This window comes from Chryseolinea serpens (genome assembly GCF_900129725.1).
Lineage (GTDB): Bacteria > Bacteroidota > Bacteroidia > Cytophagales > Cyclobacteriaceae > Chryseolinea > Chryseolinea serpens.
The window spans coordinates 851,652-876,230 of record NZ_FQWQ01000001.1; the positions used below are offsets into that span (position 1 = coordinate 851,652).

The 24,579-nt window shown below is 50.5% G+C and carries 19 protein-coding genes; 16 read left to right on the forward strand and 3 right to left on the reverse strand.

Annotated elements, in window-relative coordinates; genetic code table 11:
* Window positions 1–10 precede the first annotated feature (10 nt).
* The 7 genes from BUB30_RS03315 to BUB30_RS03340 all read left to right on the forward strand — a co-directional run bounded on the left by BUB30_RS03315 (window position 11) and on the right by BUB30_RS03340 (window position 4,025).
* On the forward strand, window positions 11–640 hold the full coding sequence (locus BUB30_RS03315; protein ID WP_073131039.1) for an HmuY family protein: 630 nt from the start codon (window positions 11–13) through the stop codon (window positions 638–640).
* Between the two features lie 45 nt (window positions 641–685).
* The gene (locus BUB30_RS03320) at window positions 686–1,015 is read left to right on the forward strand and encodes a DUF6686 family protein (RefSeq protein WP_073131041.1); all 330 of its coding nucleotides are present in this window, start codon (window positions 686–688) and stop codon (window positions 1,013–1,015) included.
* Between the two features lie 196 nt (window positions 1,016–1,211).
* On the forward strand, window positions 1,212–2,138 hold the full coding sequence (locus BUB30_RS03325) for a S1C family serine protease (RefSeq protein WP_073131043.1): 927 nt from the start codon (window positions 1,212–1,214) through the stop codon (window positions 2,136–2,138).
* Window positions 2,139–2,263: 125 nt separating this feature from the next.
* Window positions 2,264–2,437: a hypothetical protein gene (locus tag BUB30_RS35020; protein WP_178377006.1), complete on the forward strand. Its 174-nt coding sequence runs from the start codon at window positions 2,264–2,266 to the stop codon at window positions 2,435–2,437.
* Window positions 2,438–2,452: 15 nt separating this feature from the next.
* On the forward strand, window positions 2,453–2,866 hold the full coding sequence (locus BUB30_RS03330) for a DUF5655 domain-containing protein (RefSeq protein WP_221408660.1): 414 nt from the start codon (window positions 2,453–2,455) through the stop codon (window positions 2,864–2,866).
* 171 nt (window positions 2,867–3,037) lie between these two features.
* Window positions 3,038–3,451 (forward strand): hypothetical protein, encoded by a 414-nt coding sequence (locus BUB30_RS03335; RefSeq protein WP_143164742.1) that lies wholly within the window; start codon window positions 3,038–3,040, stop codon window positions 3,449–3,451.
* 97 nt (window positions 3,452–3,548) lie between these two features.
* Window positions 3,549–4,025 carry an NUDIX hydrolase gene (locus BUB30_RS03340; RefSeq protein WP_073131049.1) on the forward strand — a complete coding sequence of 159 codons (477 nt, stop codon included), beginning with the start codon at window positions 3,549–3,551 and terminating at the stop codon, window positions 4,023–4,025.
* Between the two features lie 20 nt (window positions 4,026–4,045).
* On the opposite strand, the gene BUB30_RS03345 is transcribed toward BUB30_RS03340, so the two are convergent.
* Window positions 4,046–4,672, reverse strand: a complete 627-nt coding sequence (locus BUB30_RS03345) for a MarR family winged helix-turn-helix transcriptional regulator (protein ID WP_073131051.1) — start codon at window positions 4,670–4,672, stop codon at window positions 4,046–4,048.
* A gap of 104 nt (window positions 4,673–4,776) precedes the next feature.
* On the opposite strand from BUB30_RS03345, the gene BUB30_RS03350 reads away from it, so the two are divergent.
* The gene (locus tag BUB30_RS03350; RefSeq protein ID WP_073131053.1) at window positions 4,777–5,745 is read left to right on the forward strand and encodes a hypothetical protein; all 969 of its coding nucleotides are present in this window, start codon (window positions 4,777–4,779) and stop codon (window positions 5,743–5,745) included.
* On the opposite strand, the gene BUB30_RS03355 is transcribed toward BUB30_RS03350, so the two are convergent.
* Window positions 5,742–9,866, reverse strand: a complete 4,125-nt coding sequence (locus BUB30_RS03355) for a hybrid sensor histidine kinase/response regulator (RefSeq protein WP_073131055.1) — start codon at window positions 9,864–9,866, stop codon at window positions 5,742–5,744. The two genes, BUB30_RS03350 and BUB30_RS03355, sit on opposite strands and share 4 nt — an antisense overlap.
* 220 nt (window positions 9,867–10,086) lie before the next feature.
* Here BUB30_RS03355 and BUB30_RS03360 point away from each other — a divergent pair, with 220 nt between their 5' ends.
* From BUB30_RS03360 to BUB30_RS35405, 8 genes are all read left to right on the forward strand, one after another.
* Window positions 10,087–11,154: a glycoside hydrolase family 130 protein gene (locus BUB30_RS03360; protein ID WP_073134741.1), complete on the forward strand. Its 1,068-nt coding sequence runs from the start codon at window positions 10,087–10,089 to the stop codon at window positions 11,152–11,154.
* Between the two features lie 4 nt (window positions 11,155–11,158).
* Window positions 11,159–12,424 carry an MFS transporter gene (locus BUB30_RS03365; RefSeq protein ID WP_073131057.1) on the forward strand — a complete coding sequence of 422 codons (1,266 nt, stop codon included), beginning with the start codon at window positions 11,159–11,161 and terminating at the stop codon, window positions 12,422–12,424.
* Window positions 12,421–14,244, forward strand: coding sequence for a hypothetical protein (locus tag BUB30_RS03370; RefSeq protein WP_221408661.1), 1,824 nt, complete (start codon window positions 12,421–12,423; stop codon window positions 14,242–14,244). The genes BUB30_RS03365 and BUB30_RS03370 overlap by 4 nt, the downstream gene beginning before the upstream one ends.
* An 11-nt stretch (window positions 14,245–14,255) precedes the next feature.
* Window positions 14,256–17,330 carry a SusC/RagA family TonB-linked outer membrane protein gene (locus BUB30_RS03375; RefSeq protein WP_073131059.1) on the forward strand — a complete coding sequence of 1,025 codons (3,075 nt, stop codon included), beginning with the start codon at window positions 14,256–14,258 and terminating at the stop codon, window positions 17,328–17,330.
* A gap of 11 nt (window positions 17,331–17,341) precedes the next feature.
* On the forward strand, window positions 17,342–18,829 hold the full coding sequence (locus BUB30_RS03380) for a RagB/SusD family nutrient uptake outer membrane protein (RefSeq protein ID WP_073131061.1): 1,488 nt from the start codon (window positions 17,342–17,344) through the stop codon (window positions 18,827–18,829).
* Window positions 18,830–18,880: 51 nt separating this feature from the next.
* A complete protein-coding gene (locus BUB30_RS03385) occupies window positions 18,881–19,933 on the forward strand; it encodes a LamG domain-containing protein (RefSeq protein WP_178377007.1) in 1,053 nt (350 codons plus the stop codon).
* A gap of 114 nt (window positions 19,934–20,047) precedes the next feature.
* A complete protein-coding gene (locus BUB30_RS03390) occupies window positions 20,048–23,155 on the forward strand; it encodes a LamG-like jellyroll fold domain-containing protein (protein WP_084137876.1) in 3,108 nt (1,035 codons plus the stop codon).
* A gap of 219 nt (window positions 23,156–23,374) precedes the next feature.
* Window positions 23,375–23,557, forward strand: coding sequence for a hypothetical protein (locus tag BUB30_RS35405; RefSeq protein ID WP_073131066.1), 183 nt, complete (start codon window positions 23,375–23,377; stop codon window positions 23,555–23,557).
* A 17-nt stretch (window positions 23,558–23,574) separates the two neighbouring features.
* Here BUB30_RS35405 and BUB30_RS03400 read toward each other — a convergent pair whose 3' ends face one another.
* Window positions 23,575–24,528: a bifunctional helix-turn-helix transcriptional regulator/GNAT family N-acetyltransferase gene (locus BUB30_RS03400; RefSeq protein ID WP_073131068.1), complete on the reverse strand. Its 954-nt coding sequence runs from the start codon at window positions 24,526–24,528 to the stop codon at window positions 23,575–23,577.
* Window positions 24,529–24,579 lie beyond the last annotated feature (51 nt).

The following is a 24,579-nucleotide window of genomic DNA, read 5'->3' on the forward strand; positions in this document are numbered from 1 at the left end:
CTATACACAAATGAACTACAAAACAAAACTCCAAGTAGCATTCCTTTTCTTTGCATCTCTCGCCATCGCCGCGTGCAGCGACGACGATGACAAAGAACCCGTGAAACTCACCGCCAGCGAAGTGAAAGATCTCAACTCGGAAAGCACCACAAAATTCACACTCTTCAGTTTCAAGAACAACGCCGTCGTGGCGAACACGGACAGCGTTTCCACGCAATGGGATATCGGCTTCCGCGGCACCACCCTCATTCTCAATGGCGGCGTCAGCGGCCCCGGTCAGGCACAGGGACAAATTGTGAGCGGCATCTTCGACGAACTCACAGAGGCACCTGAAGGCGGTTTTGTTTCCGATGCGGCAGCAGCGAAAGCGATCACCGGCAGCAACGGTTGGTATACCTACACCGGCACCACCAGCGTACCTAACCATGCTATTCTGCCCATCGCCGGCAAGATCATCGTGGTGAAGACCGCCGATGGCAAATATGCCAAGCTGGAGATCATCAGCTACTACAAAGGCAATCCTTCCACGACTACCGCTGAATTTGCTGACCTGGCTACACGCCCGTTGGCCCGCTACTTCACGTTCCGTTTTATTTATCAACCGGACGGTACGCGCAATTTCCAGATGACCACGAAATAGTTATTAAGCACAAAAGATCCTCTCTATTTTTTAAATCTTTTTCCTATGCATAGCGAATCAGACCGTGAGATCCTTGCCGAATCCGCCCATGGCTTTGTGAGCCGTTGTCCATGTTGCCTCGAATACAATGTGGCCTTCAAAACCGTATTGCTGGTGTTCGATGAAGATGCCATGCTTCGTTTCTTCGAGTGGGTGCTCTCCTACCGCCATTCCCTCGAAAATTTCCATGCCTTCCCGCATGGACGGCATCACATTTATTCCAGTCCCCACAGCAATCTTTTCCTGGTGTACAGCGACCAGGAATTGGATGACCTGTCGGTCATGTTCGCCGAAGTGCAAATCTTATTGGAGGCCAGGAAACTTGTCGGCGGTTAATTTGTCTGAAGCGCCAGGCTACTGACTACTGGCTCCGGAACACTCATTTTGTTCCAAGGTCCAGAAATTTGTCAGTCAAAAAACGACCTGCGTCTGTATTCTGTCATTTTGGCTCTCCCGGGATTCAATAAGCAGCCAAATCTACCTTTGGTTTGTGCTGGACTTTATTTTGAGGGAAGAACCGAAAATTCTTCCTATGGATGCTTTTTCACAAACGATCATCTCGGCGGTGAACATCGCCAAGAACGCCGTGGTCAAGATCGATGTCTTCAAAACGGTTCAAGGCAAGTTAAGGCCTGCAGGTTCCGGTTCCGGATTTATCTTTTCGTCGGACGGGTTCGTCTTTACGAACCACCATGTCGTGCAGGGTGCGGAGAAGATCATGGTGTCGCTCCTCAACGAGAACGAGATCGAAGCCATTGTTATCGGCCAGGACCCCGATACCGACCTGGCCATTTTAAAAATTTACAGCGACGGCTATTCCGTGGCGGCCCTTGGCGATGCCCAGCAACTGCAGATCGGGCAGTTGGTGATCGCGATTGGAAATCCCTATGGCTATCAGCACACCGTCACCACGGGAGTAGTGGGTGCTTTGGGGCGAACGTTGCGCTCGCAATCGGGTATGCTGGTGGACAATGTGATCCAATCCGATGCCGCCCTCAATCCCGGCAACTCCGGCGGTCCGCTCATCAACACCGACGGCGAAGTGGTGGGCGTGAACACCGCCATCATCACCGGCGCGCAAGGGTTGAGTTTCTCGGTCGACATCAACACGGCGAAGGAAGTGGCCCGTCAGATCATCAAGAACGGCAAGGTCTTCAAGGCCTATCTCGGCTTCATGTTGCAAGAGGTCAACATCACGCCGAAAGTGTTGCGTCATTTTCATTTGCCCAATCAAAAGGGCTTGTTCGTGGTAAGCATCGAGCCCAACTCGCCCGCGGCTTTGTCGCAGGTGAAGGAGGGCGACATCATCACCTCGTTTAACGGCAAGCCGATGAACTCCCTGCAGGAGCTTTTTAAGGAGCTTACGAAAAAGGACATTTTGAGTATGGTCGATATCTCTGTGGTCCGTCACACGGAGTTGCTCAACTTTGGGATCTTTCCCGTCCAAAAGGCAGCCTGAGCGGTTGCTAAAACGATCCCGCGAAATGGCGCCGTTCTCGGCCACCCATTCCGTGGGATTGTTCTTTTTTTTGCTGGGAGAAACCGGCGGATTTTCCTACCTTCAGGAGATCAAGCTCCTTTCCTATGGTCTACTACAAGTTGATTTTCGGGATCATTTTCTTTTGCACGTTCACGCTGCTGCTGATCCGATCGGGAAAAAAATCACACTATAGCTTTTTCTTTTTCATGGGTCGATTGGACATGCTGGTGGGCATCGCCGCCGGGCTGTTCCTGATCATCACCGCATTCAAGGGGTAAGTCAACAGCGATCGTATGTGGACGTGTCCCCTTTGCCAGCAAACTTTTGTGAACACCAACCAAACCCATTCTTGTGGCGACAAGGTGCTGGACGATTTCCTGCACAACAAGTCCGAGCACACGCTATCGTTGTTCCGGCATTTTGTGGAGCAATATCAAAAGATCGGTCCCGTCACGCTGCATCCAACCAAATCCATGATCGGCCTGGCGGCGAAAACGAGGATCGCTTATGTCATTCGCCTTGGGCGGGATTTTGTGGACGTGGTCTTTCCGTTCGATAAGCCGTATGAAGATAATCTGTGTTTTCAGAAAATTGCCCAGGTCCCCGGCACTTCACAGTTCAACCACCACTTGCGTCTTTCCAGCAAGGAAGATCTCAACGCCGAAGTGAAGAAGTTCATGAAGATGGCTTATACGGCGGGAAAGTAGTTAAACCAAGTTCCCTGATCCCGCTGTGGAAAAAAATGCTCGTCTATACCAGCTTGTAGAAATCATTCACAAATTTATTCCATAGAAACCGCGATTCCAGCGCCCCAGCCACGCCTTGCTCATGGTATGCCTTTTGGGTATAGACAGACAGAACTAACTCAAAAACAACTTATGAAAAAGGTATCAATTTTATTGTGCTTGCTTTGCATCACTTTTATGGCAGCCCTGGCACAGGAGCCCGCCATCATGTTCAGCAACAAGCCCGGATGGCACAAGATCGGGGAAGTGAAGGCCGACTTTAAAATGGAGAACGAATCCATCGCTGTGATGGGTAAGGATAAATTCAAATCCATTCTCCTGAAAGTGACCGACGCGCCCATCAACATTGCCAATATAGAGGTCATCTATGAGTCTGGCGATAAGGAAGATTTCGACGTGAAGAACGAGATGAAACCCAACTCCGAAACACGCGTCATCGACCTGAAGAGTCCCAACCAGGAGATCAAAAAGGTGGTCTTCACCTACAAGACCCTGCCGAACAGCCAGGCCGACAAGGCCCATGTTGAGCTGTACGGTCTGAAATAATCTCTTGTCCCGTTTTCATGTAAAGAGGGCGCGCTGCAAAAGCCGTCCTCTTTTTTATGGCTGCAAATTTATTCAACTTGCGATAAATAACACCGCCATGTCTCAGGTCACTGCCGGAATGCTCATGTGCCGGAACGCGTCGAGCGCGCTTGAATTTTTCCTGGTCCATCCGGGAGGACCTTTTTTTGCGCGCAAGGACGAAGGGGCCTGGAGCATTCCCAAGGGCATGCCCGACGACGCGGAAGACCTGCTCCTCGCCGCCCAACGCGAATTTGTTGAGGAGACGGGCATCACGCCAACCCCGCCGTTTTACTCTTTGAAATCCACAAAATTAAAAAGTGGCAAGACCATGCATGTTTGGTTGTTCACCGGCGCATGGGATCCGGCCAACGGTATTGTTTCCAACACGTTCTCCCTGGAGTGGCCGCCACGATCAGGAAAATACAAAGACGTTCCGGAGGTGGACCGCGCCGAATGGATGTCGTACGACAAAGCCAAGGAGATGATCAATCCACACCAGGCGATCTTTTTGGATCGGGCTTGCGAAATTCTACCCCCTGTGGAACCCTCTTAGGTTCGTCTCCTCTTTCTATTTCACGACGGCTTTGCCTCCTTCATGATCGCGGCATGCATGGCGTCGAACGGTTCGCTTTTTAACTGCACCGCCAACTGGGAATGCTTTTTCTCCTGGGGCGACAACAACTGGCAACACAAGTCGATGGTCTCGTCGGGCAGGCCGCTGAAGATCATGTCGTTTACTTTGACGGCCTGGCGCATGCATGCCTGAAGTTTGCGGGTTCCCTTTTCAGTAAGCTTCACCAGCTTGGCGCGGCCGTCGTCGGGGTCGGCCCGTTCTTTTATAAAGCCTTCGGCGATGAGGGTGTTGATGGCCAGCATGCCGGTCGTGGTTTCCGCAAAGTGGTATTGGATCAGCACCATCTTTTTCACTTCTCCCAATTGGTTCAAACTGTTGAGATAATAGAAACTATCGGGCGTGGGCAAGTGCATGTCCACCATGGCGGCGCGATGATAGAGCGCGTAGGCACTGGCGAGCCGGCCGATGATGCGTGCCAATTGACCCTGCTTTTCTTTTCCCTTTTTGCCTCCTTCATTCGCCTTACCCCGGGCTACCAGATAGCCGGCAAAGGCCTCCAGGGTTGGGCTGGGATGGTGTTCTTCAAACCTAGACCATTCCGAAACGAGTTCTACCAGTGGCTTCATATACTGCATTTTGGGTATAATTTACAAAATAAATATCATTTTGGTTCTATTTATTACATTTTAGAAATACTTTTAAGTGATCTATAACCAAAATACAATTTATTATGAAACCCCTTCCCCACGATCCATTCACGTTCGGGATTTACCCCGGGGGCATGAGCGGGACGGACTCCGGGCTCACGACCGGCCCTACCGATTCATCCCAGGCTATCGAGCACGCCCTACGCATCCTTCAAGGAGACGCTCCCTCCTTTCTTGTGCGCGCTTACATTCCCTATAAATCAAGACAAGGAGCAGTTTATTCCACGCCATCCCAACCCGAACAATATGCGAATGACAACCGGCTGCTCGACGTGGTGCTCTGTTTTCAAAGCGATGAGGAAGATATGACCGGCTGGAAAGCATTTATCCGCGACACCATTCGAACGTATGGCAAGCGATTGGCCAAGCTCCAGGTCACGGAAGAAGCCAACGCCAACCTTCCTTCGCTGGATGGCTATTTTAAACATTCACGTAAGGCATTGGTGGAAGGCATCGTTGTTGCCAAGGAAGAAATAAGGGCGCTCTGCTTGCGGACGGTCGTCGGCTTTAATGCCACACCCGACTTCAATCCCAAAAAAACATTCTGGCTTGAGATTGCCTCGCTGGCCTCCCCCGCGTTTTATGATGCTCTCGACTATGTAGGCCTGGACTTTTTCCCGGATGTGTTCAGACCCATCGCCGGGGACGATCTGGAAGGTCCCATCACCGGACTTGTTACGATGTTCCGGGCTGACATTGGACAAGCCGGCATTCGTGCCACTATCCCTTTGCATATTACTGAAAACGGCTGGCCAACCGGCATAGATCGCACGGAGCAACGCCAGGCGGAGCAATTGGAAAAAATCATTCGTATTCTATATCGTCACCGAAAAATCTTTCACATCACACATTACGAACTCTTTGCGCTTCGTGATGCCGATAGTAACGTACAGGATCTTTTCTATCGATTCGGCATTCTGCGCGATGACTATTCCCCTAAACCGGCGTTTGAAATGTACCGCAAGATCATTGCAGAATTCACTCGCCTTTAGGCTCCCTTAGCTCTCTCAAAATCCTTCGGATGACAATGGAACATTTCGTTGAAGGATTTGTAAAAATACGAGCGGCTATTAAACCCGGTTTCATAGATCACTTCAGAAACACTCAGGCTGGTGTTTCGCAGCAAGTCGGCCGCTTTCTTCAGGCGGAATTGTTTTATCAGGCCGTGCGGCGTCATACCGGTGATGGTCTTCACTTTTTTGTAGAGGGAAGCCTTGCTCATGTTGACGTATTCGGCGATGGTGTCGGCGTTGAATTCGGGTTCGCTCAGGTGGAGCTGGATGCATGCGGTTATTTTGGAAAAGAAGTCGTCGTCCTTTTCGCCAATGCCCGTGGAGAGATGGGTGAGCTCCAGGTCGTCCAGGTTTTTGAATTTCTTGCGGATCAGTTCCATGCGTTCGATGAGCTTCTCGATCCGGATAAAAAGATGTTCAGGGTGAAAGGGTTTGGGGATGTAAGAGTCCGCGCCCACCTGGAGTCCTTCGATCCTGTTTTCGATCTCTCCTTTCGCCGTGAGCAGGATCACGGGGATGTGACTGCTCTCTATATCTTCCTTTATTTTTTTACACAAGGTAAGGCCATCCATGTCGGGCATGATGACGTCGCTGATCACCAGGTCGATTCGCTCTTCCTCCAGGATCTCCAGGGCCTTTTTGCCATTGCGGGCTTTATAGATCCTGTATTTGTCGGAAAGGATATGCTCGAGCAACGAAATGATATTGGCATTGTCATCCACCACCAACAGCGAGTAGGGATGTGGGCCTGCAGCGGTGTTCAGAGTCTCCTCGGATTGACCGGTCAGGTAATAGTTGGTGTCAAATTCAAGCGACACTTTTTCCACCAGGTTTGAGGAAGGCAGGATCATGGCATTCTCTTCGGGGAGATCGCCGTAGTATTCACGGGTGACCGGGATCAATACCGTGAAGGTGCTTCCCTTTCCGATCTTGCTATCCACTTGAATTTCCCCACGGTGTATTTGCACCATGCTTTTGGTCAGTGAAAGCCCGATGCCGGTGCTCTTCGCAAAACCATTTTGATCGAGTACTTCCTCCGGATTGTGATAGAAGCTCTCGAAGATCTTGTTCCGGTTCTCCTCGGCAATGCCCACGCCTTCATCGCGTATGGTGAACATCGCTTTGCCTTGCGATTCCTTCAGTGACACACTGATCATCCCTCCTTTCGTATTGTATTTGATGCCGTTGGAGATCAGGTTGATCAGGATCTTCTCCATCTTTTTATAGTCGACCAGCGCCGGCAATGACTCCGGTTCAGGGTAAAACTCCAGGTGTACTTCATAGTCGACCGCATGCTGCTGGAAGGACTCTACGATCTCCTGTGTAAAAGGCACCAGGTCGATCGTGGAGAGGGTGAGCAAATCTTTGCCGCTTTCTATTTTACGGAACTGTATCAGTTCATCGATTAATTTCTGGAGCCGGAGCGAGTTACTGTAAACCGTCTTCAACTGTTGCTGCTCGCCGGCATCCTTGTTTTTATGGAGCAGGGAAGCCACCGGGCCAAGGATCAACGTTAAGGGTGTGCGGAATTCGTGGGCGACGTTGGTAAAAAACTGGAGCTTGTAGTCGTTCAATTCTTTTAGCTGCACGGCCTTAAATTTTTCGATGGTCAGGGCCTTCTTCGCACGGGCTCTGCGCCGAATAAACAGGATGATACCGACCTGAAGGGCAATGGTCAGAAAGACATAGAATGCATACGCCCAATAGGTTTTCCAGAACGGCGGCGTTACCACGATGTTGATGGTCTTGGGGAGCGGGGCCCAATCGCCGTTTTCGTTTGTATAATTGATGCTCAGTTTGTAGTGGCCGGGTGGAATGTTGGTCAGCGTGACCGCTTGTTGTTGCCCGATGTAGTTCCAGTCTTTATCAAAGTTCTCGAGGAAATAAGCATACTCACTTTTCTGTTTATTCCAGTAGTCCAGCGTCGTGAAGAAAAAGCTGATAAAGTTCTGATCGTACTTCAGCGTTACATTTTCCGTGCGGTCGATGTTCTGTGTAAGGATCTGGCTGTCGTCGCCGGGTGTGATCATGGCATTCCGCACCTGGAATTCTGTGACACTCAGCCGTGGAAAATAATTTTGCGTATTGATCTTGGTCGGATAGACAACATCCAATCCTTCGATGCCACCAAAAAAAAGTTTTTCAGAGGTCCTGGAGCGAAACGCAGCGCCGTCGGTAAACTCGTTGTTCTGCAAGCCATCGTTCGTGTCAAAATTCTTGAACGTGTTTTTTATGGCATCATACATGACCAGGCCGTGGTTCGTCGAAAGCCAGATGTTGCCTTTCGGATCTTCGAGGATGCCGTGGATCGTGTTGTTGGGAAGTCCTTCGTGTTGCGAAAAATGTTCCAGCCGATAGGGTCTGCTTTGAAGGAACAGCCGGTTCAGTCCGCCACTGGTGCCGATCCATAGTTGCTCTTGCTGGTCCAGGTACAGGCTCAGCACGTCGTTGTTGCTGAGTCTGTTTTTGTCTCGAGGGTCTGCCTGAATGTGCTCTTCTATTTTCCGGGTCAACGCATTGTACCGGTAAACTCCTCCCCCGCGCGTACCAAACCAGAGGGTGTTTGGTTTTTCTTCGACGATCGCGTAAACGATATTACTCTTGATCCCGGTTGACCGTGCTTTGTCCGGGTGTGACAACTGATCGTAGTCCTGCAGCCGATAGCCACGGGGTGTTTTGACCACCTTCAGGTGGATGATACCATACCCGCTGGTGCCGAGCCAGATGTCGTTGAACGCATCCACGCAGATGGCGTAGACCGAACTGAACGAAAGCTCATTGTCGTTTTCAAAATCTTGCGGGAAGTGAAATATTTTATGCGTGCCTGCTTCGATCATGTCGATGCCTTCGCCGTCGAGCCCTACCCAGATATTTCCTTCGTGATCTTTGTTGATGGCGAGCACCGCATTGTTGCTCAGACCATTCGCGGTGTTAACGATCTTTGTCTTGGAATTGCCGGGATTGATGATGTTCAATCCGCCGCCGCGCGTACCGATGTAAAGTGTGCCGGTATTATCCTCATAGACCGAGCGGATGATGCTATGCGAAAGCTGACCGACTTCCGGCTGGCCTTTCGGGATGGCATAGAATGTTTTTGCGCGCGTCAGGAATTTATAAACGCCATCGCCGTCGGTGCCGACCCAAACAATATCCTGTTTGGTTTCCGTGATGGTGAGGATCTTTATGTGCGCTTTTGAAAAGGCTGGAAAATACGAATTCATGGGCCGGACCGTGAGTCCTCCAACAGCTTCTGTTATTTTGAAAATATCGCCGGCCTCGGTGCCCAGCCAAAGGGCGGTGTGATCAAGATTCTCTGAAAGCGAAGAAACCGTGACGGCGCCCAGTTCAATATGATCCGGTCCTTTTTCGGCATCGGCCAGATCATATAAGAGAAGTTGTCCATCCGTGGTGGCGACTGCCAGCATATAACGCTTCCCGAGACGAAGGAAAGCATGGAAAGCGATCGGCTTCCGGTTTGCAAGCTGTTTGCTGAACACCAAACGGTTGTTGACGGTGCACACCAGTTTGCCGTCGTTGCCCAGCAGGTACATCAGTCCTTCATGCTGGCCCAGGTTGATCACCGACGTTAGCCACGACGCATCGACCCCTTCAAAATTCACCGGAACGAAAGTGTTCCTTTCCGCGGCATAACGGCTGATGCCCCTGCCGATCAGGCTGGTCCACACCGCGGAGTCGGCACCGATGCAGGCTCTTATATTATATTCCAGGAATGGAATATCGTTCAGGCTGTCGAGGTAGGTTTGAAATGAATCCGTTGTGCGGTTGTACTTATTAATGCCCTGGTGGGTCACGATCCATAGGTTTCCTTTCCCGTCTTCGAGGAAATTGCGGATAATGTTGTTGCTGATGGTCCCTTTCAGGAAAGGATCGGGCTTGTATACTTTAATAGAGCTGCCGTCGTAGCGGTTCAGTCCATCCCAGGTGCCCAGCCATACATAGTCATATTGATCCATGTAGACCGAGGTGATGGCGCTGTTGGAGAGTTTTGCCCGTTTATCGACATGCTGAAAGGGCCAGGGCGAAGCACTATCGCCCTGGATCAGATTCGTTAGTGCCGTGAAGAGCAGAACTCCAAACATGATACCCGGCCATCCGCTTGGCCTATTACAAACCTAGAGATTCCGTCGCTAGCAAACTCCATTTATTTGTCCACCCGGGTGCATTTGTGTCCAGCCGGTTCTCATTTTGCCAGGTTTATAACCGGGAGAACTTAATAAAAAAGCGGGCGGACAGGTAACGGGCCGATTTTGGTCACATTGTGCCATGCAATCGAGTGCTCTTTCGTTTGCAGCCCAAACCATGAAGCCTGCCCTGGTGACCGATATTGCCAAAAGATTCAAACAGAATCCCCTCCTTAAACCGGCGGATTTGAAGCCCAGCCGGGACGGGATGGTCATTGAATGCCTTCTCAATCCGGGAGTGTTCCGGTTCAATAACATGACTTGGTTGCTGCTTCGTGTGGCCGAGCGTCCCGTGCAGCAGGCCGGTCACATCAGCATTCCTATATATAATGAGGACGGTGAAATAGAGATTCTCCACTTTAAAAAGGACGATCCCGATCTGGATGGCTCGGATCCACGGGTAGTCTGCTACCGCGGAAAAGATTACCTCACTACCCTCTCCCACCTCCGGCTGGTTTGCAGCGCGGATGGAAAAGTATTTCAACAACCGGAGCACTATCATCCCATTTTCGGGAAAGATAAGCTGGAAACGTATGGCATCGAGGATTGCCGTGTAACGGAGATTGATGGCCTCTTTAATCTCACGTATACCATGGTGTCGGCGCTTGGCGTGGGCGTTGGGCTGATCCAGACAAAAGATTGGAAAAGCTACGATCGCCGGGGCATGATCTTTCCACCACATAATAAGGACTGCGCCATCTTTGAAGAGAAGATCAACGAGAAGTATTACGCGCTGCATCGCCCCAGCAGCCCTCAATTAGGTGGAAACTATATCTGGCTGTCGGAGTCGCCCGACCTGATCCATTGGGGAAATCATAAATGCATTGCCACCACGCGCAAAAATACGTGGGACAGTGCACGCGTTGGGGCGGGCGCAGCGCCTATCAAAACATCCGAAGGCTGGTTGGAGATCTATCATGGCGCGGATGCCAACCACCGGTATTGCCTTGGCGCGTTGTTGCTCGACCTGAACGATCCTTCCAAAGTATTGGCCCGAAGTGAATTTCCACTGATGGAACCCACGGAGGAATATGAGCTCACGGGGTTCTTTGGCAACGTGATCTTTACTAATGGCCACCTGGTAAATGATGATACGATCCACCTCTACTACGGCGCCAGTGATGAAGTGATCTGCGGCGCCGAACTGTCCATCCAGTCTATACTCCAAACGCTTTTAGCCAACTGAAGACATGACCATAACAGCCTTATTAAAAAAGCCGTCGGAAGAATATCAATATTTCCTGAACAAGCCCCGGGAGATGCGCGTGTTGCTGGTGACCAATATGATTTATGCCTTTGTGCTTCCGGTCATCGAGATCTTTGTGGGGGCCTATATTATGCGAAGCTCGAATGACCCGAAAATTGTGGCCGTGTACCAACTGACGGTATATACGGGCATTCCGATCACATTTTTGTTGAATGGCTTTTTACTAAGCCGCATAAAAATTTCAACCCTGTATAGTTTCGGGATGTTGCTGAGCGGGTTGTCCATGCTGGTCATGATGAGCCTCCAGAATCTTTCAGTAGCGGGCGTAGGAATCGCTGGCATACTCATGGGATGTTCCTTTGGTTTCTTTTGGTCTAACCGGGATCTGCTGGCGCTGAATACAACCAATGATTATAACCGGAACTACTATTACGGGTTGGAGACCTTCTTCTATACCATCACATTCATCTTAGTGCCTGTGATTGTCGGTGCATTTCTGTCTACCGCGGATTCGCGCGGATGGTTTGGCGGGAACATGCATAGCGGTTATCAGATCGTTACGATCGTTGTCTTCCTGCTTACGATACTTTCCAGTGTGGTGATCCACAAGGAAAAATTCAAAAATCCGGAGGAGAAAAAATTCTTGTACATCAAATTCCATTCACTGTGGAAGAAAATGCTGGGGCTGGCTGGTCTGAAAGGTTTGGCGCAAGGCTACCTGGTCACCGCCCCTGCCATCCTAATCATGCGCATGGTAGGCAATGAAGGCTCACTGGGTTTGGTTCAGGGTGTTAGTGGCGTGGTGACTGCCTTGATGTTATATCTGTTGGGTCGCACCACAAAGCCCGAACATCGCATTTACATTTTCTCTGCCGGGCTGGCCATCTTTTTATTGGGGACGCTGGTCAATGGCATATTGTTCTCGGCGTTTGGCGTGATGGTGTTTGTGCTTTGCAAAGTGTTGTTCCAACCGTTGCACGACATTGCCTACTTCCCGATCCAGATGCAGGTGATCGATGTTGTTTCAAAAATCGAAAAACGGAACAAGTTCACCTACATCTTCAACCACGAGTTCGGGCTTTACATCGGCAGGTTCCTTGGGCTGGGGCTTTTTATCGCTTTTGCCACCTACATCTCCGAAAGTTTTGCTCTAAAATATTCACTGATCGTGATCGCCGTTGTTCAGCTGGCTTCCATACCGTTGGCGAGACATATTGTTAGGGAATCTTATAAACTACAGAAATCATGATCTTATTTAAGAAGGCGCGAAATACGAAGACGATACTTGAGCGATGGGTTGAGATGCGTGGAATACCGGCGCATAAAAAATATTTGGCTCCATCCCTGCTTCGCATATCCTGCATCTTACTCGTTTTGACCCTCATCGTTTCATGTGCTTCGAAGCCCGAAAAAGTGAAACAAATTGTCATTGATCGCATCGCCTTAATGCCTGATCAGCCTTCCCCATATAAGATGACCGACTGGTATGAAAAGGCGCACCATTTTGATCAATATGTATTCAACCTCCAGTTAAAGGGAGAATATCTTCCCTTCATCTGGGTCGACAGTGCCAAGCGAAACATGTCGCAAAACACGTTTGGCATGTTCACTGTCATTGGCGATTCGCGGCAAGCTGCTAACAAAGAATTTCACGAAGCCTTATGCTCGATGGGTTCCGTTTTAGGTGCCGGCTTGGTGGGAATTGATAAGACGAATCAGAATGGATTCAACTATGTAAAAATGACGCAGGGTTATTTCAACTCTGCGACCGGCTGGAACATTATGATGAATAATACCAATCCTGCGGTGGCTTTGTTGGGCGGTGGATATGGTCGCGACTGGTGGTATGATGTGTTCCCGAATGTTTTATACTACGGGGTGTGCGAACTGTTCCCCAACGTGTCGCAAGCCGATAGTCTTCAACACATCATTGCCGAACAATTCTTCAAGGCCGACTCTGTGCTGAACGGAAATTACGACTACTCCTACTTCGACTACCGCCAGATGAAAGGCGTATCCAACAACATTCCCCACCAGCAGGATGTTGCCGCCGGACATGCTTACGTGCTCCTCTGTGCCTATGAAAAATTCGGCGACGAGCGTTACCTGCGTGGTGCCAAGTCGGCGATGAATGCTTTTGTGAACCAGAAAGAAAGCAGGTTCTATGAAGTGCTGATGCCGTTTGGAGCCTTGGTGGCCGCGCGACTGAATGCGGAATATGGCACAGACTATCCCGTCAAAAAGATCCTGGACTGGACCTTCGAGGGCTGTAAGGCCAAAGATGGCAGAACGGGCTGGGGGGTCATTGCTGAACGGTGGAACGACTACGATGTCTATGGTTTGCAAGGCAGCATCACTGATGGTGGCGGCTATGCGTTCCTGATGAACTCGTTTGATATGGCCTGGCCGTTGGTGCCGCTGGCGAAATACGACAGCCGGTATGCCGAAGCCATCGGCAAATGGATGCTGAATGTCAGTAACGCCGCCCGGTTATTTTATCCCTACGACATCGACGATCAACACCAATGGCTCCCGGAGAAAAAGGAGATCACCAAAAATGTCATTGCCTATGAAGGCCTCCGCAAAGAGGACTATGTCTATAAAAAAGCATCGTTAAAAGGAATCAGTCCTGTTGCCCTTGGCGATGGTCCGCAATGGGTGAAGGGTCAGCCGGAGACGTCCATGTTCAGTTTGTACAGTTCCGCCCAGGTTGGCATCTTCGGTGCGATCGTTAAAAAAACAAACGTCGAAAAAATACTGCAGCTTAACTGCAATGCTACAGACTTCTATCAGAAAAATTCTTTACCAACGTATTTATACTACAACCCGTACGACACGCTGAAGTCGGTCTGCTTTTATAATAGCGGCAAGGAAAAAGTGGACCTCTACGATGCCCTCACCCATGAGTATGTCAGCAAAGACGTCGCCGAGGAAAACTGTTTCGAGATCCCCTCCAAGACCGCGCGCCTGATCGTGGTATTGCCTTCCGGAAGTAAAATGACGATCCAGGATGGAAAATATACGATCGGCTCCAAGATCGTCGCCTACATCCCAACACTAGCCCGATAAAGTTCAAGCCTATGAAAAAATATATACATCTCTTTTTATTTTCCCTGGCAACGATTGCTGCGGCTTCGGCACAGACGATCGTGACGGGGACGGTCAAAGGACAATCGCAAGAAGCGCTCCCCGGTGTGAATGTGGTCATTAAGAACACCACGTCGGGCGCGATCACTGACCCCAACGGAGTTTTCAACATCCAGATCCCGGCAGGCCTCAACGACCCCACGCTGATCTTCTCACTGATCGGATATATCAGTCAGGAAATATCGGTGGGTGGTCAGAAAAACATTTCGGTGATACTCGCAGAAGACTCAAAGCTGCTGACGGAAGTCGTTGTGACCGGCTACACCGCACAGGAAAAGCAAAAGATCACCGGGGCCGTCAACACGGTGAGCGCAGAGACGCTTAATAAAGTACCGGTCGCTTCCATCGACCAGGCCTTGCAGGGACGTGCTCCTGGCGTGGTCGTCTCCCAAAACACGGGTGCGCCGGGCGAAGGCGTATCTATCCGGATACGTGGTGTTGGTTCGATCAACAGTGGTAACAGTCCGCTTTATATTGTGGATGGTGTTCCGACACTTGATATTACGTCGGTATCCATGCAGGATGTTGACAACATCAGCGTTCTGAAAGATGCCAGTGCTACGGCGGTTTACGGTGCCCGTGCAGCCAACGGCGTGGTGATCGTCACGACAAAATCCGGAACCACCAGCGCTCCGAAAATCCAGTTCAACAGCCAGGTGGGTGTTCAGCGGCCAAGCCGTCTGATCAAGATGGCCAACACGGCGCAGTATGCCGAGATTTATAACGAAGCGGCCAATGCCGACAACGCGACAAAAACCAACCCTCTCTTTTTCCGCAAGCTGATCACCGACGACATGCTCGCCACGCTTCCCGATGTAAACTACGTCGACGAGATCATGCGGCAAGACGCCATTCTGCAAACGCATAGCATTTCCGTTTCCGGTGGCGACAGCAAGACCCGATATTTTGTTTCAGGCAATTATTTCGGACAACAGGGCATCCTCAAGAGCAGTGACTATACCCGCGTGACAGGCCGCGTGAATGTCGATTCGCAAATTAAAAAATGGCTAAAGGCTGGCGTGAACTTGAACCTCTCGAAAGCAACCACCGATCTCGTCGGCAGTTCGGGCGATGGCGCCGGTGGTAACGGCGGAAGTGTGGTTCGCTATGCTTTCTTCCGCACACCGGCCATTCCCGTCTACGACGCCCAGGGCAATTTCGAAGACCTGCCACAGCGGTATGACCTGTTTGGTGATGGCTACAATCCCGTGGGCATGCTGGCCTACAACAACAACAAATTATTGAGTAACCGGTTGTTTGGAAAATTCTTCGTTGCCATTGAACCGCTCGAGGGGCTCAAGCTCACGTCGAATGTCGGCATCGACTTCACCAGCCAAAACCAGCGGCGGTTCGATCGCACCTGGGGAACCAACAACCGGATCAACAACATAAACCGGCTCGACGTTACAGACGGACGATTCCAAACCGTCACGTTCAGCAATTTTCTTTCCTACACCAAAAGCTTTGACCATCATCATTTCACCTTCCTGCTCGGCACGGAATCCATCAAAGCAGATAACTATTCACTCAACACCAGTCAAAAGAATTTTCCGGACCAGGAATCGAACCTCGTATACCTCGGCAAAGGATTGGGTCTTGTAGAGACAGCAGAGTCCAAAACAGGCAATGCCCTGTTGTCATTTTTCGGAAAAGTGGATTATGACTACAGTGATAAATACCTGGCCTCGGTCACCCTTCGAAGAGATGGCTCTTCCCGGTTTGGACCGGACAATCGCTGGGGGAATTTTTATGCCGGATCTGTGGGCTGGCGACTCGACAAAGAATCCTTCCTCGTCGACAACGAATTGATCGATCTGCTCAAACTTCGCGCGGGCTACGGTTCAATCGGAAACCAGGAGATCGGCAACTATGCCTTCACTGACCAGATCAATACGGGTTACAATTATCCGTTCGGCGCCGCGAAAGGTGTGGGCTATGCGGTGTCTGATCTTGGCAACAGCCGTGTACACTGGGAAAACAGCAATCAGCTGAACGTCGGTGCCGACATCGCCATCCTCAATGGAAAGTTTACCGCCTCGCTCGATTACTTCCACAAAATAACAACCGACTTGCTGGTGAGACGGCCCTTGCCGTCGTCTTCGGGAACCGCCAGCGCGCCGTGGGTGAACGATGGCAAAGTCTTGAACCGCGGTGTGGAACTGGCCGTCAGCTATTCAAACACAGCTGGAGATTTCCGGTATACCATCAGTGGTAATGCCGCCACACTGCACAACGAAGTGTTAGAAGTAAGCGCTCCGTTCCGAGGTGGAGCATACGGTTCCGATTATCTAACGCTCACCGAAAAAGGTCATCCCATCGGGTCGTTCTATCTCTATGAAACCGAAGGCATCTTCCAGGATGCGACCGATGTCTTCACCCACGCTTTGCCGGTGAGTGGCGTGAAGCCCGGAGACGTCAAGTACAAAGATCAGAACCAGGACGGCGTCATCGATGCCGATCACGACCGGAAACACCTCGGCAGCGCCATTCCCAAAGTAACGGGCGGACTCACCATCAACCTGGGATATAAGAACTGGGATCTTTCTGTCTTCTTCCAGGGAGCGTACGGCCAAAAAATATTCTCGGTCCTGAATCGTGACATTGAAGGATTCTATCGCCCCTTCAACGTCACAGAACGATATTACCAAAATCGCTGGACAGGCCCGGGCACCTCGAACGAATTCCCCCGTGCCTCCTGGGATGCATCGGGTAATAACAATATTGTGTACTCCCAACGGTTCCTGGAAAGTGGATCCTATACGCGTCTGAAAAATTTGCAGATCGGCTATACGCTTCCTGCATCGCTGCTGAAGAATTATGGATTCACGTTCGTACGAATCTACTTCTCCGGAACAAACCTGCTCACCTTCACAAAGTACCCGGGGCTCGATCCGGAGATGACGGTAAGCAACAATGCACTGGCTGACGGTGACCGCGCCTCCGGGTTGGACTGGGGTACCTATCCCTCTGCGAAATCATTCAACCTCGGTCTCAGTATCACTTTCTAAAAACGACGGCCATGAAAAAAATCAACATACTCTTCCTGACCATCCTCATTCTCGCGGCCAGCGCCTGCTCCGATTTTCTAAAAGAAGACCTTCAGGGCACCTACTCGAACGCCACGTTCTATAAAACAGAATCACAAGCCATCCTGGCGCTGACGGGCGTTTACAACGTCGCTTCCTTCACGACAACGGATAATGCCCTGTGGGTATTTGGCGATGTAGCATCCGACGACGCTGTACGCGGTGGCAAGCCGGGCGACCTGATCGACATCCAATACATAGACGACTTTAACTACTCCCGCAACAATGGCATCCTCGACAAAATGTGGAAGCGCTATTATGAAGGCATCTCCCGTGCCAACTACCTGCTGTACTACGGCAGTGCGATCGATATGGACGTTACGCTGCGCGATCGTTTGATGGGTGAGGCAAAGTTCCTGCGCGCGTACTTCTATTTTAGTCTCGTCAATATCTATGGCGAAATACCCTTAAAGCTTAACCCCCCCATCAACGACAGCGAGCTTTACAAACCCAAAGTAGCGGTCAGCGCCGTCTATGAACAAATCGAAAAAGACCTGACCGAAGCCGCCGCCGTACTGAGCGATTCTTACACCGGTGCAGACATCGGAAGGGCCACGAAAGGTGCAGCCTGGGGCATGCTGGCGAAGGCTTATCTCTACCAGGAAAAATGGACCGAAGCCCTGAACGCCACAGCAGAGGTCGATGCGATCGGCATGTACGCCCTGGTGCCAGTGTATAAAAACAATTTTATCGACTCTACACAAAACAACGTCGAATCTATTTTTGAGATCCAACATCTCGCCGGACAATCGCCGCTGCTGGGCAGTTACCTCAATCAATATTTTAGCCCGGTAGTCTACAACGGATACGTGGTGAATGTGCCGGTGGAAAATTTCATCGATGAGTTTGAAGTCACGGACGAATCGGTTGTCGATCCGAGGCTTGACTACACCGTGGGCAGAGAGGGCCAGTCTTGGGTGAACGGCGAAGCTTACGATCCGACGTGGTCCCCTACCGGGTACCTGCAGAAAAAACATATCCAGCCCTTGAGCAAGGGCCCGGTCAACAACGATGGTGCGCTGAACTACGTCTACATGCGCTATGCCGACATCCTCTTGATCAAAGCCGAAGCGCTCAATGAATTGAATCGCACCGATGAAGCTTTAACGCCTCTGAACGCCGTGCGCAAGCGTGCGCGGGAAAGCTACGTATACGATATGGATCTTCCCGGCGCGGGCGCAATTCCCACCGACCTCCTGCCAGATGTGACCAACACCGGCCAGCAAAATGTTCGTACGGCCATCCGCCACGAGCGAAGGGTCGAGCTCGGTTTTGAGTTTCATCGCTTCTTCGACCTGATGCGCTATGGCAAAGTCACCGCCGAAGCGGCGTTGGAAGGAACCGGTTTTTCATACGACAAGCACAGATACTTCCTCATACCACAGTCTGAACTCGATACGAATCCTGCCATTAATCAATAGCCCAGTCCAAACAAGTCGATTTTTAAATTTTAACACTTAAACTCTATGAAAATGAAACCAGTAAAATTAATGCTCTTGGGGATAACACTGCTTTCGGCAATGTTTATTGCCTCATGTTCCAGTAATGACGATCCCGTAGAAGGAGACAAGACTGCTCTGAGTGCAGCCATCACGGCCACAGAACAGGCCCTTCTCAATGCAGAAGAGGGAACACTCGAAGGCCAGTTTCAGGTGGGCTCCAAAGCTACACTCCAGGCTGCTGTCGATGCCGCTAAAGCGGTGGTAGCCGACACAAAAGCTGAACAACCCAAAGTGAACAGTGCACTAGCCAATTTGCAAGCTGCACTGGCAGCCTTCCAGGCTAAAATCGTACAGCCTATTGACCTGGCCAATTTAGTGGGCCGCTGGAGATTTGACGAAGGCACCGGAACTACGGCGAACGACGAATCAGCCAACAATTTTGATGGCACGTTCAAAACGGGCGCTACTGCCTGGGGCGCTGGTGTTCCGACGTGGACGACCGATCGGTTTGGTACAGCAAACAAAGCGCTCTTTTTTGACAAGGGAGCGAACATTGAAGTGCCTTATAACAGCTCGCTCAATCCGACAAAAATCTCCATTTCCATTTGGGTGAAGGCCAACGAAATTAAACCCGGCAATCGTTTTATTGGTTTACAATCCTGGATCGGTTACAAATTTGAATTGCAAGAAGCGAACCGTCCCTTCCTGAGCATTGGTAAACCCGATGGCGGCACCTACGACCGCGATTCCCAACAGGATCTGCCCATCAACGAATGGCATCATCTCATTGCCACCTTTGGTGATGGCAATATGATCTTCTATGTCGATGGAGAATTGGTGTTAGCATGGAACGATACCCCTGGCGACGCCCGCTCAATCTCCGGCGCGCCCTATAACCTGGTATTCGGTCAGGATTTCCCGACGGATAAGTACGCCGCCACCGATACTAACTTTGACAACGATCACATTATCCCCCTGGCATGGGGCGGATTTTTCCACGGCTCGCTCGATGACATCAGAATTTACAAATCTGTGCTCACGGCTTCACAAGTAGCCAGCATCTACGCTTCCGAAAAACCGTAATCCACTATTGACAAAAAAGGAACAGTAAAAATTTTACTGTTCCTTTTTTAATTCCAATCAGACGAAGGATACAGAGAAATACAAGTTCCAAAAAGAACTTTAACAGAATTGAAAATGATAAAGGCGTGTGTCAGAAGAATAATTTGGTCAGGTTTGCTGGGGATCACACTGATCAACGCCTACGCACAGCCGGGGCAAATCGATATTGCCCGTGTTCAGCAGATGCCTGACCTTCCTTCACCCTACCTGATGCGCGACTGGAAAGACGTAGCGAAAAAATATGATGAATTTATTTTCTCCACAGGCGCCACGGGTGACTTCCTCCCCTTGATCAGCCTGAAAGCAAACGGCACGAATTACCCAGCGCTGCAACCGATCCTTCTCGACACCTATGTAGGCTCTCCCGGCAACCCAGCTGAAGCGATCAACATCATTCCTTCCATTGTCGGAGCGACGCTCGTAGGAATTGACAAGTCAAATCAGAATGGGATCAACTGGGCCATCAAAGCAAAAGATTTTTTCAATAAAACAAACGGGCAAAATGTATACCTCAACGGCTACGCTACGACCAGCGGCAGCGATTGGTGGTACGATGTCATGCCGAATGTTTATTTCTACCAGTTGTATTCACAATATCCCACCCTCACCGACTTTAATGAACAGTTCACCACGATCGCCGACCGCTGGCTCGATGCTGTGAAAACCATGGGCGGCACCACCACACCGTGGACCGTTCCTCAAATGAACTACCGCGGATTCAATCTGCTCACCATGACACCGAACGGCAACGGTGTCATCGAACCCGAGTCGGCGGGAACCATTGCCTGGCTTCTGTATCACGCGTATGGCAAGACCGGCAACAAAAAATATTTAGACGGCGCCCAAATGGCGCTGGAGTTTTTATCATCGCTCACCACCAATCCGTCGTATGAGCTTCAGCTGCCCTATGGAACCTTTATGGCTGCAAAAATGAATGCCGAAACGGGGACAGCCTACGACGTAGAAAAAATGCTCAACTGGAGTTTTAATCGCGGTCCGCTAAGAGGCTGGGGAACCATTGTCGGCACCTGGAATGGCGCCGATGTTTCCGGGCTTATTGGGGAGGCCAACGACGGAGGCGATGACTATGCCTTTGTCATGAACGGATTCCAGCAAGCAGCAGCGCTCGTGCCCCTGGTGAAATACGACAAACGTTTTGCGCGCGCCATAGCCAAGTGGACGCTCAATCTGGCAAATGCCAGTCGTTTGTTTTATTCTCAATACCTGCCACAAACCAGCCAGGATGACTTCGCCTGGAGTTCGCTGCACGATCCGCAGTCCGTTATTGCCTATGAAGCCTTGAAAGAAAATAAAGACGGCAAAAAATTATATGCCACAGGCGATGCTAAAAATGGCGGATGGGCAGAGACCAACCTAAGCCTGTACAGCTCGTCCAGCGTAGGATATCTTGCGGCTGTCGTTGACCCGACAGATGTAGACGGCATTTTATTGCTCGACGTCAACAAAACAGATTTCTTTGGTCAGAACAAATTCCCTTCTTTCCTTGCCTACAATCCGTACGCCGTCCCGAAGGCGATAACACTTCCCCTCGGCGCTCAAACGTATGACCTCTACAATGCTATTTCAGAGACCATTTTAAAAACCGGGGTCACTGGAAACACCTCCATCACCCTGCCTGCCGGTGAAGCCATGCTCCTGGTCTATCTTCCTCAAAACGCAACAACCGTGGCAAAGAATGGAAAGCTCTACCTCGGCAACGACGTAGTGGACTATCACCATGGTTATGATTTTACGGGCAAGCTTCGCATCAAATCCCTTGCGACAAAAGATGCACTCGTGGAATTCAATCAGCAAGTAGATGTCTACAGCGCAGCAGAAAATGCGACGGGAGCCGTTACGTATAAGTGGTACGTTAACGATGCTTTAGCCGAGTCGTCTTCATCGGAGGTTTTTCATTGGAGCGTCCCGGCGGCGGAAGGAACGTATAAGCTTTTACTTGAAATTAATTCCGGTACGGCTTCTGCAAAAGACAGTATCAGTCTCACGGTAGTGGAAAGAATTCCAGGCCCACCGATCATTGCCGGTTTTACGGCAGACAAGAAATGGTTTACGGCCGGGTCTGAGTCCTCCATCATCTGCCAGGCCAGCAATAGCCACGGAGGCCCGTTGCAATATGCCTGGACCTTTACCGCTGGTGCGCTTGTAAATCAAAACGATTCGCTGATCCGGTGGAGCGTTCCGCAAACTGAAGGGTTGTATACGATTACCTGTGAAGTTACCAATGAAGATCATCTGAAGGCAACGGGGCAACAACAAGTCCTGGTCAAGAAATTGAGTGACGGCACGACAGCTCCCTTTGCCTATTATCCTCTGGACGGTGATGTGAAAGACTACAGCGGCAATGATCGCGACGCGCACAAGGAAGGCACCCAGCAAACAGCAGACGCACGGGGCGAGCCGGACAGGGCTTATAAATTTTCCTCTGGGAGTGATATTATCTATGTCGACAATTCGACAAGCCTCAACTTTCAAAACGAGATAACACTTTCCTTCTGGGTAAAGCTCGACGCCGTAACAGAAGAATCATTTATCCTATCACACGGCAGTTGGGAAGAGCGATGGAAGGTCTCGGTCACCCCCACAAAAAAATTGCGCTGGACAGTGAAGTCAACTTCCGGCACAAAAGACCTGGACAGCTCATTTCCATTGGAGCTGGACCATTTTTATCACTTCACCGTCGTGTATACCCCCTACTCCATGGAGCTGTATAGCGACGGAGTCCTGGATACTTTTTCCGCGGCATCCGGCCTGATGTCGACCACGACAAAAGCGATCACCTTCGGCCGGAAAGCTGTGGATGAAGCCGCCTATTTTTTAAAGGGCACACTCGACGAAATACGCATCTACAACAAAGCCCTCGCCCCCTACGAGATCGAAACACTGAAATCGTTGTGGAATGACGTGACCGCTGTTCCCGGTGAAACCGATCGCGACTTCACCCTGTATCCGAACCCATCGCGCGACGCTGTTACGATTGAACACCTTCACGACGTAAAAAGCATCGACCTCTGGACGGTGACCGGAACAAAAATCGCCGCGGTTTATTCACACGATGAGGCGGAAGACAACTACCACGTGAGCTTCCATACGCACCCCGGAATGATCCTGCTCCGAATTGAAACTTCAACAGGCGTTTTCTATAAGAAGGTGTCTGTTGAGTAAGCATGCACAAAACACCATCCCATCTCAAAGGAAGGCAAATTTCGGATCACGGATAACCTGCCCGATCAGAGGCCCTTATTTATTTGTAGAAATTCCTGCCCCATTGAGGCATAATGCCTCAGCTGTCATTGACCAATCTCTTCGCAAAGTGCTTTATTTTCGGTCGTACCGGGCGGCATGAATTTTCGGGTATGACAGGCGTACCAAATAGTTACCATTATGAAAACGTCGCAAAAAAATAAGCCCGCGCACAACGTGAATACGCCCACCCCACCCCAAGTGATGGATCCTACCCGTCATAGAAAACAGAATGAAAATCCGGACCGACGGAAGGATGCAAAGTCAAAAAAAATGCAAGAAGACCTCGATGACAGAAAGCTTGCGCCCCGGGAAGAACTGTAGCCCGCGAGGAAAAAGTGTTACAGATCCAAGACCATGATTTTCTCGGTGCGTTTGAGCACAGCCATCTGCTTGGGAGCCGCGCGATCCGTAAAGCCGAGTTTGTAATACAACGCATGCGCTTCCGGCATCGCCATCGTCGTCTGCAACCATAGCTGCGTGGCATAGTTCTCCTTACACCGCGATATGCAGCGTTCGATGAGCCGCGTGGCAATGCCGGCTTTGCGGATCGTGCGATCCACAAACAGTTTCGCAAACTCAAACGTGTTTTCGTCAAGTCTTTTCAGCGCGACCACACCCACTACTTTTTTGTCATGCAACGCATAGAACACAAAACCGCCTGCATCCAGGTAGGCTTTGTCTGGATGCTGGAGAGTGATCTTGTCCTCTTCTTCCAGTTTTCCTTTTAGCACTTCCAGCAGCCAGGGCGCCGCCAGTTCGTAGAAGTATTTTTTGAGAGAGGGCCTATAGTCCACCACGCGAATATCCGGAAGCGTATGCAAGTGCTTTAATCTTTCATGGATGGGATTCGCCGACAGACCCGCTTCGATCCGGCTGAGAATGTTAGGGAAATCGGGGTGACCAGCATCCAGGAGATGTTTCAACGTCGCACCAAATGAACTCCAGATCTTTTGCAGTTTGGGAAGCAAGTTTTTCCCCTTCGCAGAGAGCTGGATTTGCTTGGATCGTTTATCCGTAGGATGCGACTTTACTTTGACAAGCTCCTGCTCCTCCAACTCGCGCACGATGTTTTTTACGGTGATATGAGAAACACCGATCTCCCCTGCAATCTCAAGCACCGTACGTGGCGCTTCGGATGTGGCCAGGATGTAGTAAACCGAAAACCAACTGGCCTTGAAATTCAAGTCGCTGTCACTATAGATCTTGTCGCCATCAATATGCAGCTTCTCACTGATTCGCCGGAACCGCGTGGCACACGCGAGATACCCGAGTTGTGTGATCTTGTCGGTCATACTTATTATGAAAGTAGTTTCACAAAATTATAAAAGTACTTTCATAAATAC

What these genes read in the sequence shown, in the direction of transcription:
- BUB30_RS03315 (WP_073131039.1), top strand. Translation starts at nt 11, where the DNA reads ATGAACTACAAAACAAAACTCCAAGTAGCATTCCTTTTCTTTGCATCT.
- BUB30_RS03320 (WP_073131041.1), top strand. Translation starts at nt 686, where the DNA reads ATGCATAGCGAATCAGACCGTGAGATCCTTGCCGAATCCGCCCATGGC.
- BUB30_RS03325 (WP_073131043.1), top strand. Translation starts at nt 1,212, where the DNA reads ATGGATGCTTTTTCACAAACGATCATCTCGGCGGTGAACATCGCCAAG.
- BUB30_RS35020 (WP_178377006.1), top strand. Translation starts at nt 2,264, where the DNA reads ATGGTCTACTACAAGTTGATTTTCGGGATCATTTTCTTTTGCACGTTC.
- BUB30_RS03330 (WP_221408660.1), top strand. Translation starts at nt 2,453, where the DNA reads ATGTGGACGTGTCCCCTTTGCCAGCAAACTTTTGTGAACACCAACCAA.
- BUB30_RS03335 (WP_143164742.1), top strand. Translation starts at nt 3,038, where the DNA reads ATGAAAAAGGTATCAATTTTATTGTGCTTGCTTTGCATCACTTTTATG.
- BUB30_RS03340 (WP_073131049.1), top strand. Translation starts at nt 3,549, where the DNA reads ATGTCTCAGGTCACTGCCGGAATGCTCATGTGCCGGAACGCGTCGAGC.
- BUB30_RS03345 (WP_073131051.1), bottom strand. Translation starts at nt 4,672, where the DNA reads ATGAAGCCACTGGTAGAACTCGTTTCGGAATGGTCTAGGTTTGAAGAA.
- BUB30_RS03350 (WP_073131053.1), top strand. Translation starts at nt 4,777, where the DNA reads ATGAAACCCCTTCCCCACGATCCATTCACGTTCGGGATTTACCCCGGG.
- BUB30_RS03355 (WP_073131055.1), bottom strand. Translation starts at nt 9,866, where the DNA reads ATGTTTGGAGTTCTGCTCTTCACGGCACTAACGAATCTGATCCAGGGC.
- BUB30_RS03360 (WP_073134741.1), top strand. Translation starts at nt 10,087, where the DNA reads ATGAAGCCTGCCCTGGTGACCGATATTGCCAAAAGATTCAAACAGAAT.
- BUB30_RS03365 (WP_073131057.1), top strand. Translation starts at nt 11,159, where the DNA reads ATGACCATAACAGCCTTATTAAAAAAGCCGTCGGAAGAATATCAATAT.
- BUB30_RS03370 (WP_221408661.1), top strand. Translation starts at nt 12,421, where the DNA reads ATGATCTTATTTAAGAAGGCGCGAAATACGAAGACGATACTTGAGCGA.
- BUB30_RS03375 (WP_073131059.1), top strand. Translation starts at nt 14,256, where the DNA reads ATGAAAAAATATATACATCTCTTTTTATTTTCCCTGGCAACGATTGCT.
- BUB30_RS03380 (WP_073131061.1), top strand. Translation starts at nt 17,342, where the DNA reads ATGAAAAAAATCAACATACTCTTCCTGACCATCCTCATTCTCGCGGCC.
- BUB30_RS03385 (WP_178377007.1), top strand. Translation starts at nt 18,881, where the DNA reads ATGAAACCAGTAAAATTAATGCTCTTGGGGATAACACTGCTTTCGGCA.
- BUB30_RS03390 (WP_084137876.1), top strand. Translation starts at nt 20,048, where the DNA reads ATGATAAAGGCGTGTGTCAGAAGAATAATTTGGTCAGGTTTGCTGGGG.
- BUB30_RS35405 (WP_073131066.1), top strand. Translation starts at nt 23,375, where the DNA reads ATGAAAACGTCGCAAAAAAATAAGCCCGCGCACAACGTGAATACGCCC.
- BUB30_RS03400 (WP_073131068.1), bottom strand. Translation starts at nt 24,528, where the DNA reads ATGACCGACAAGATCACACAACTCGGGTATCTCGCGTGTGCCACGCGG.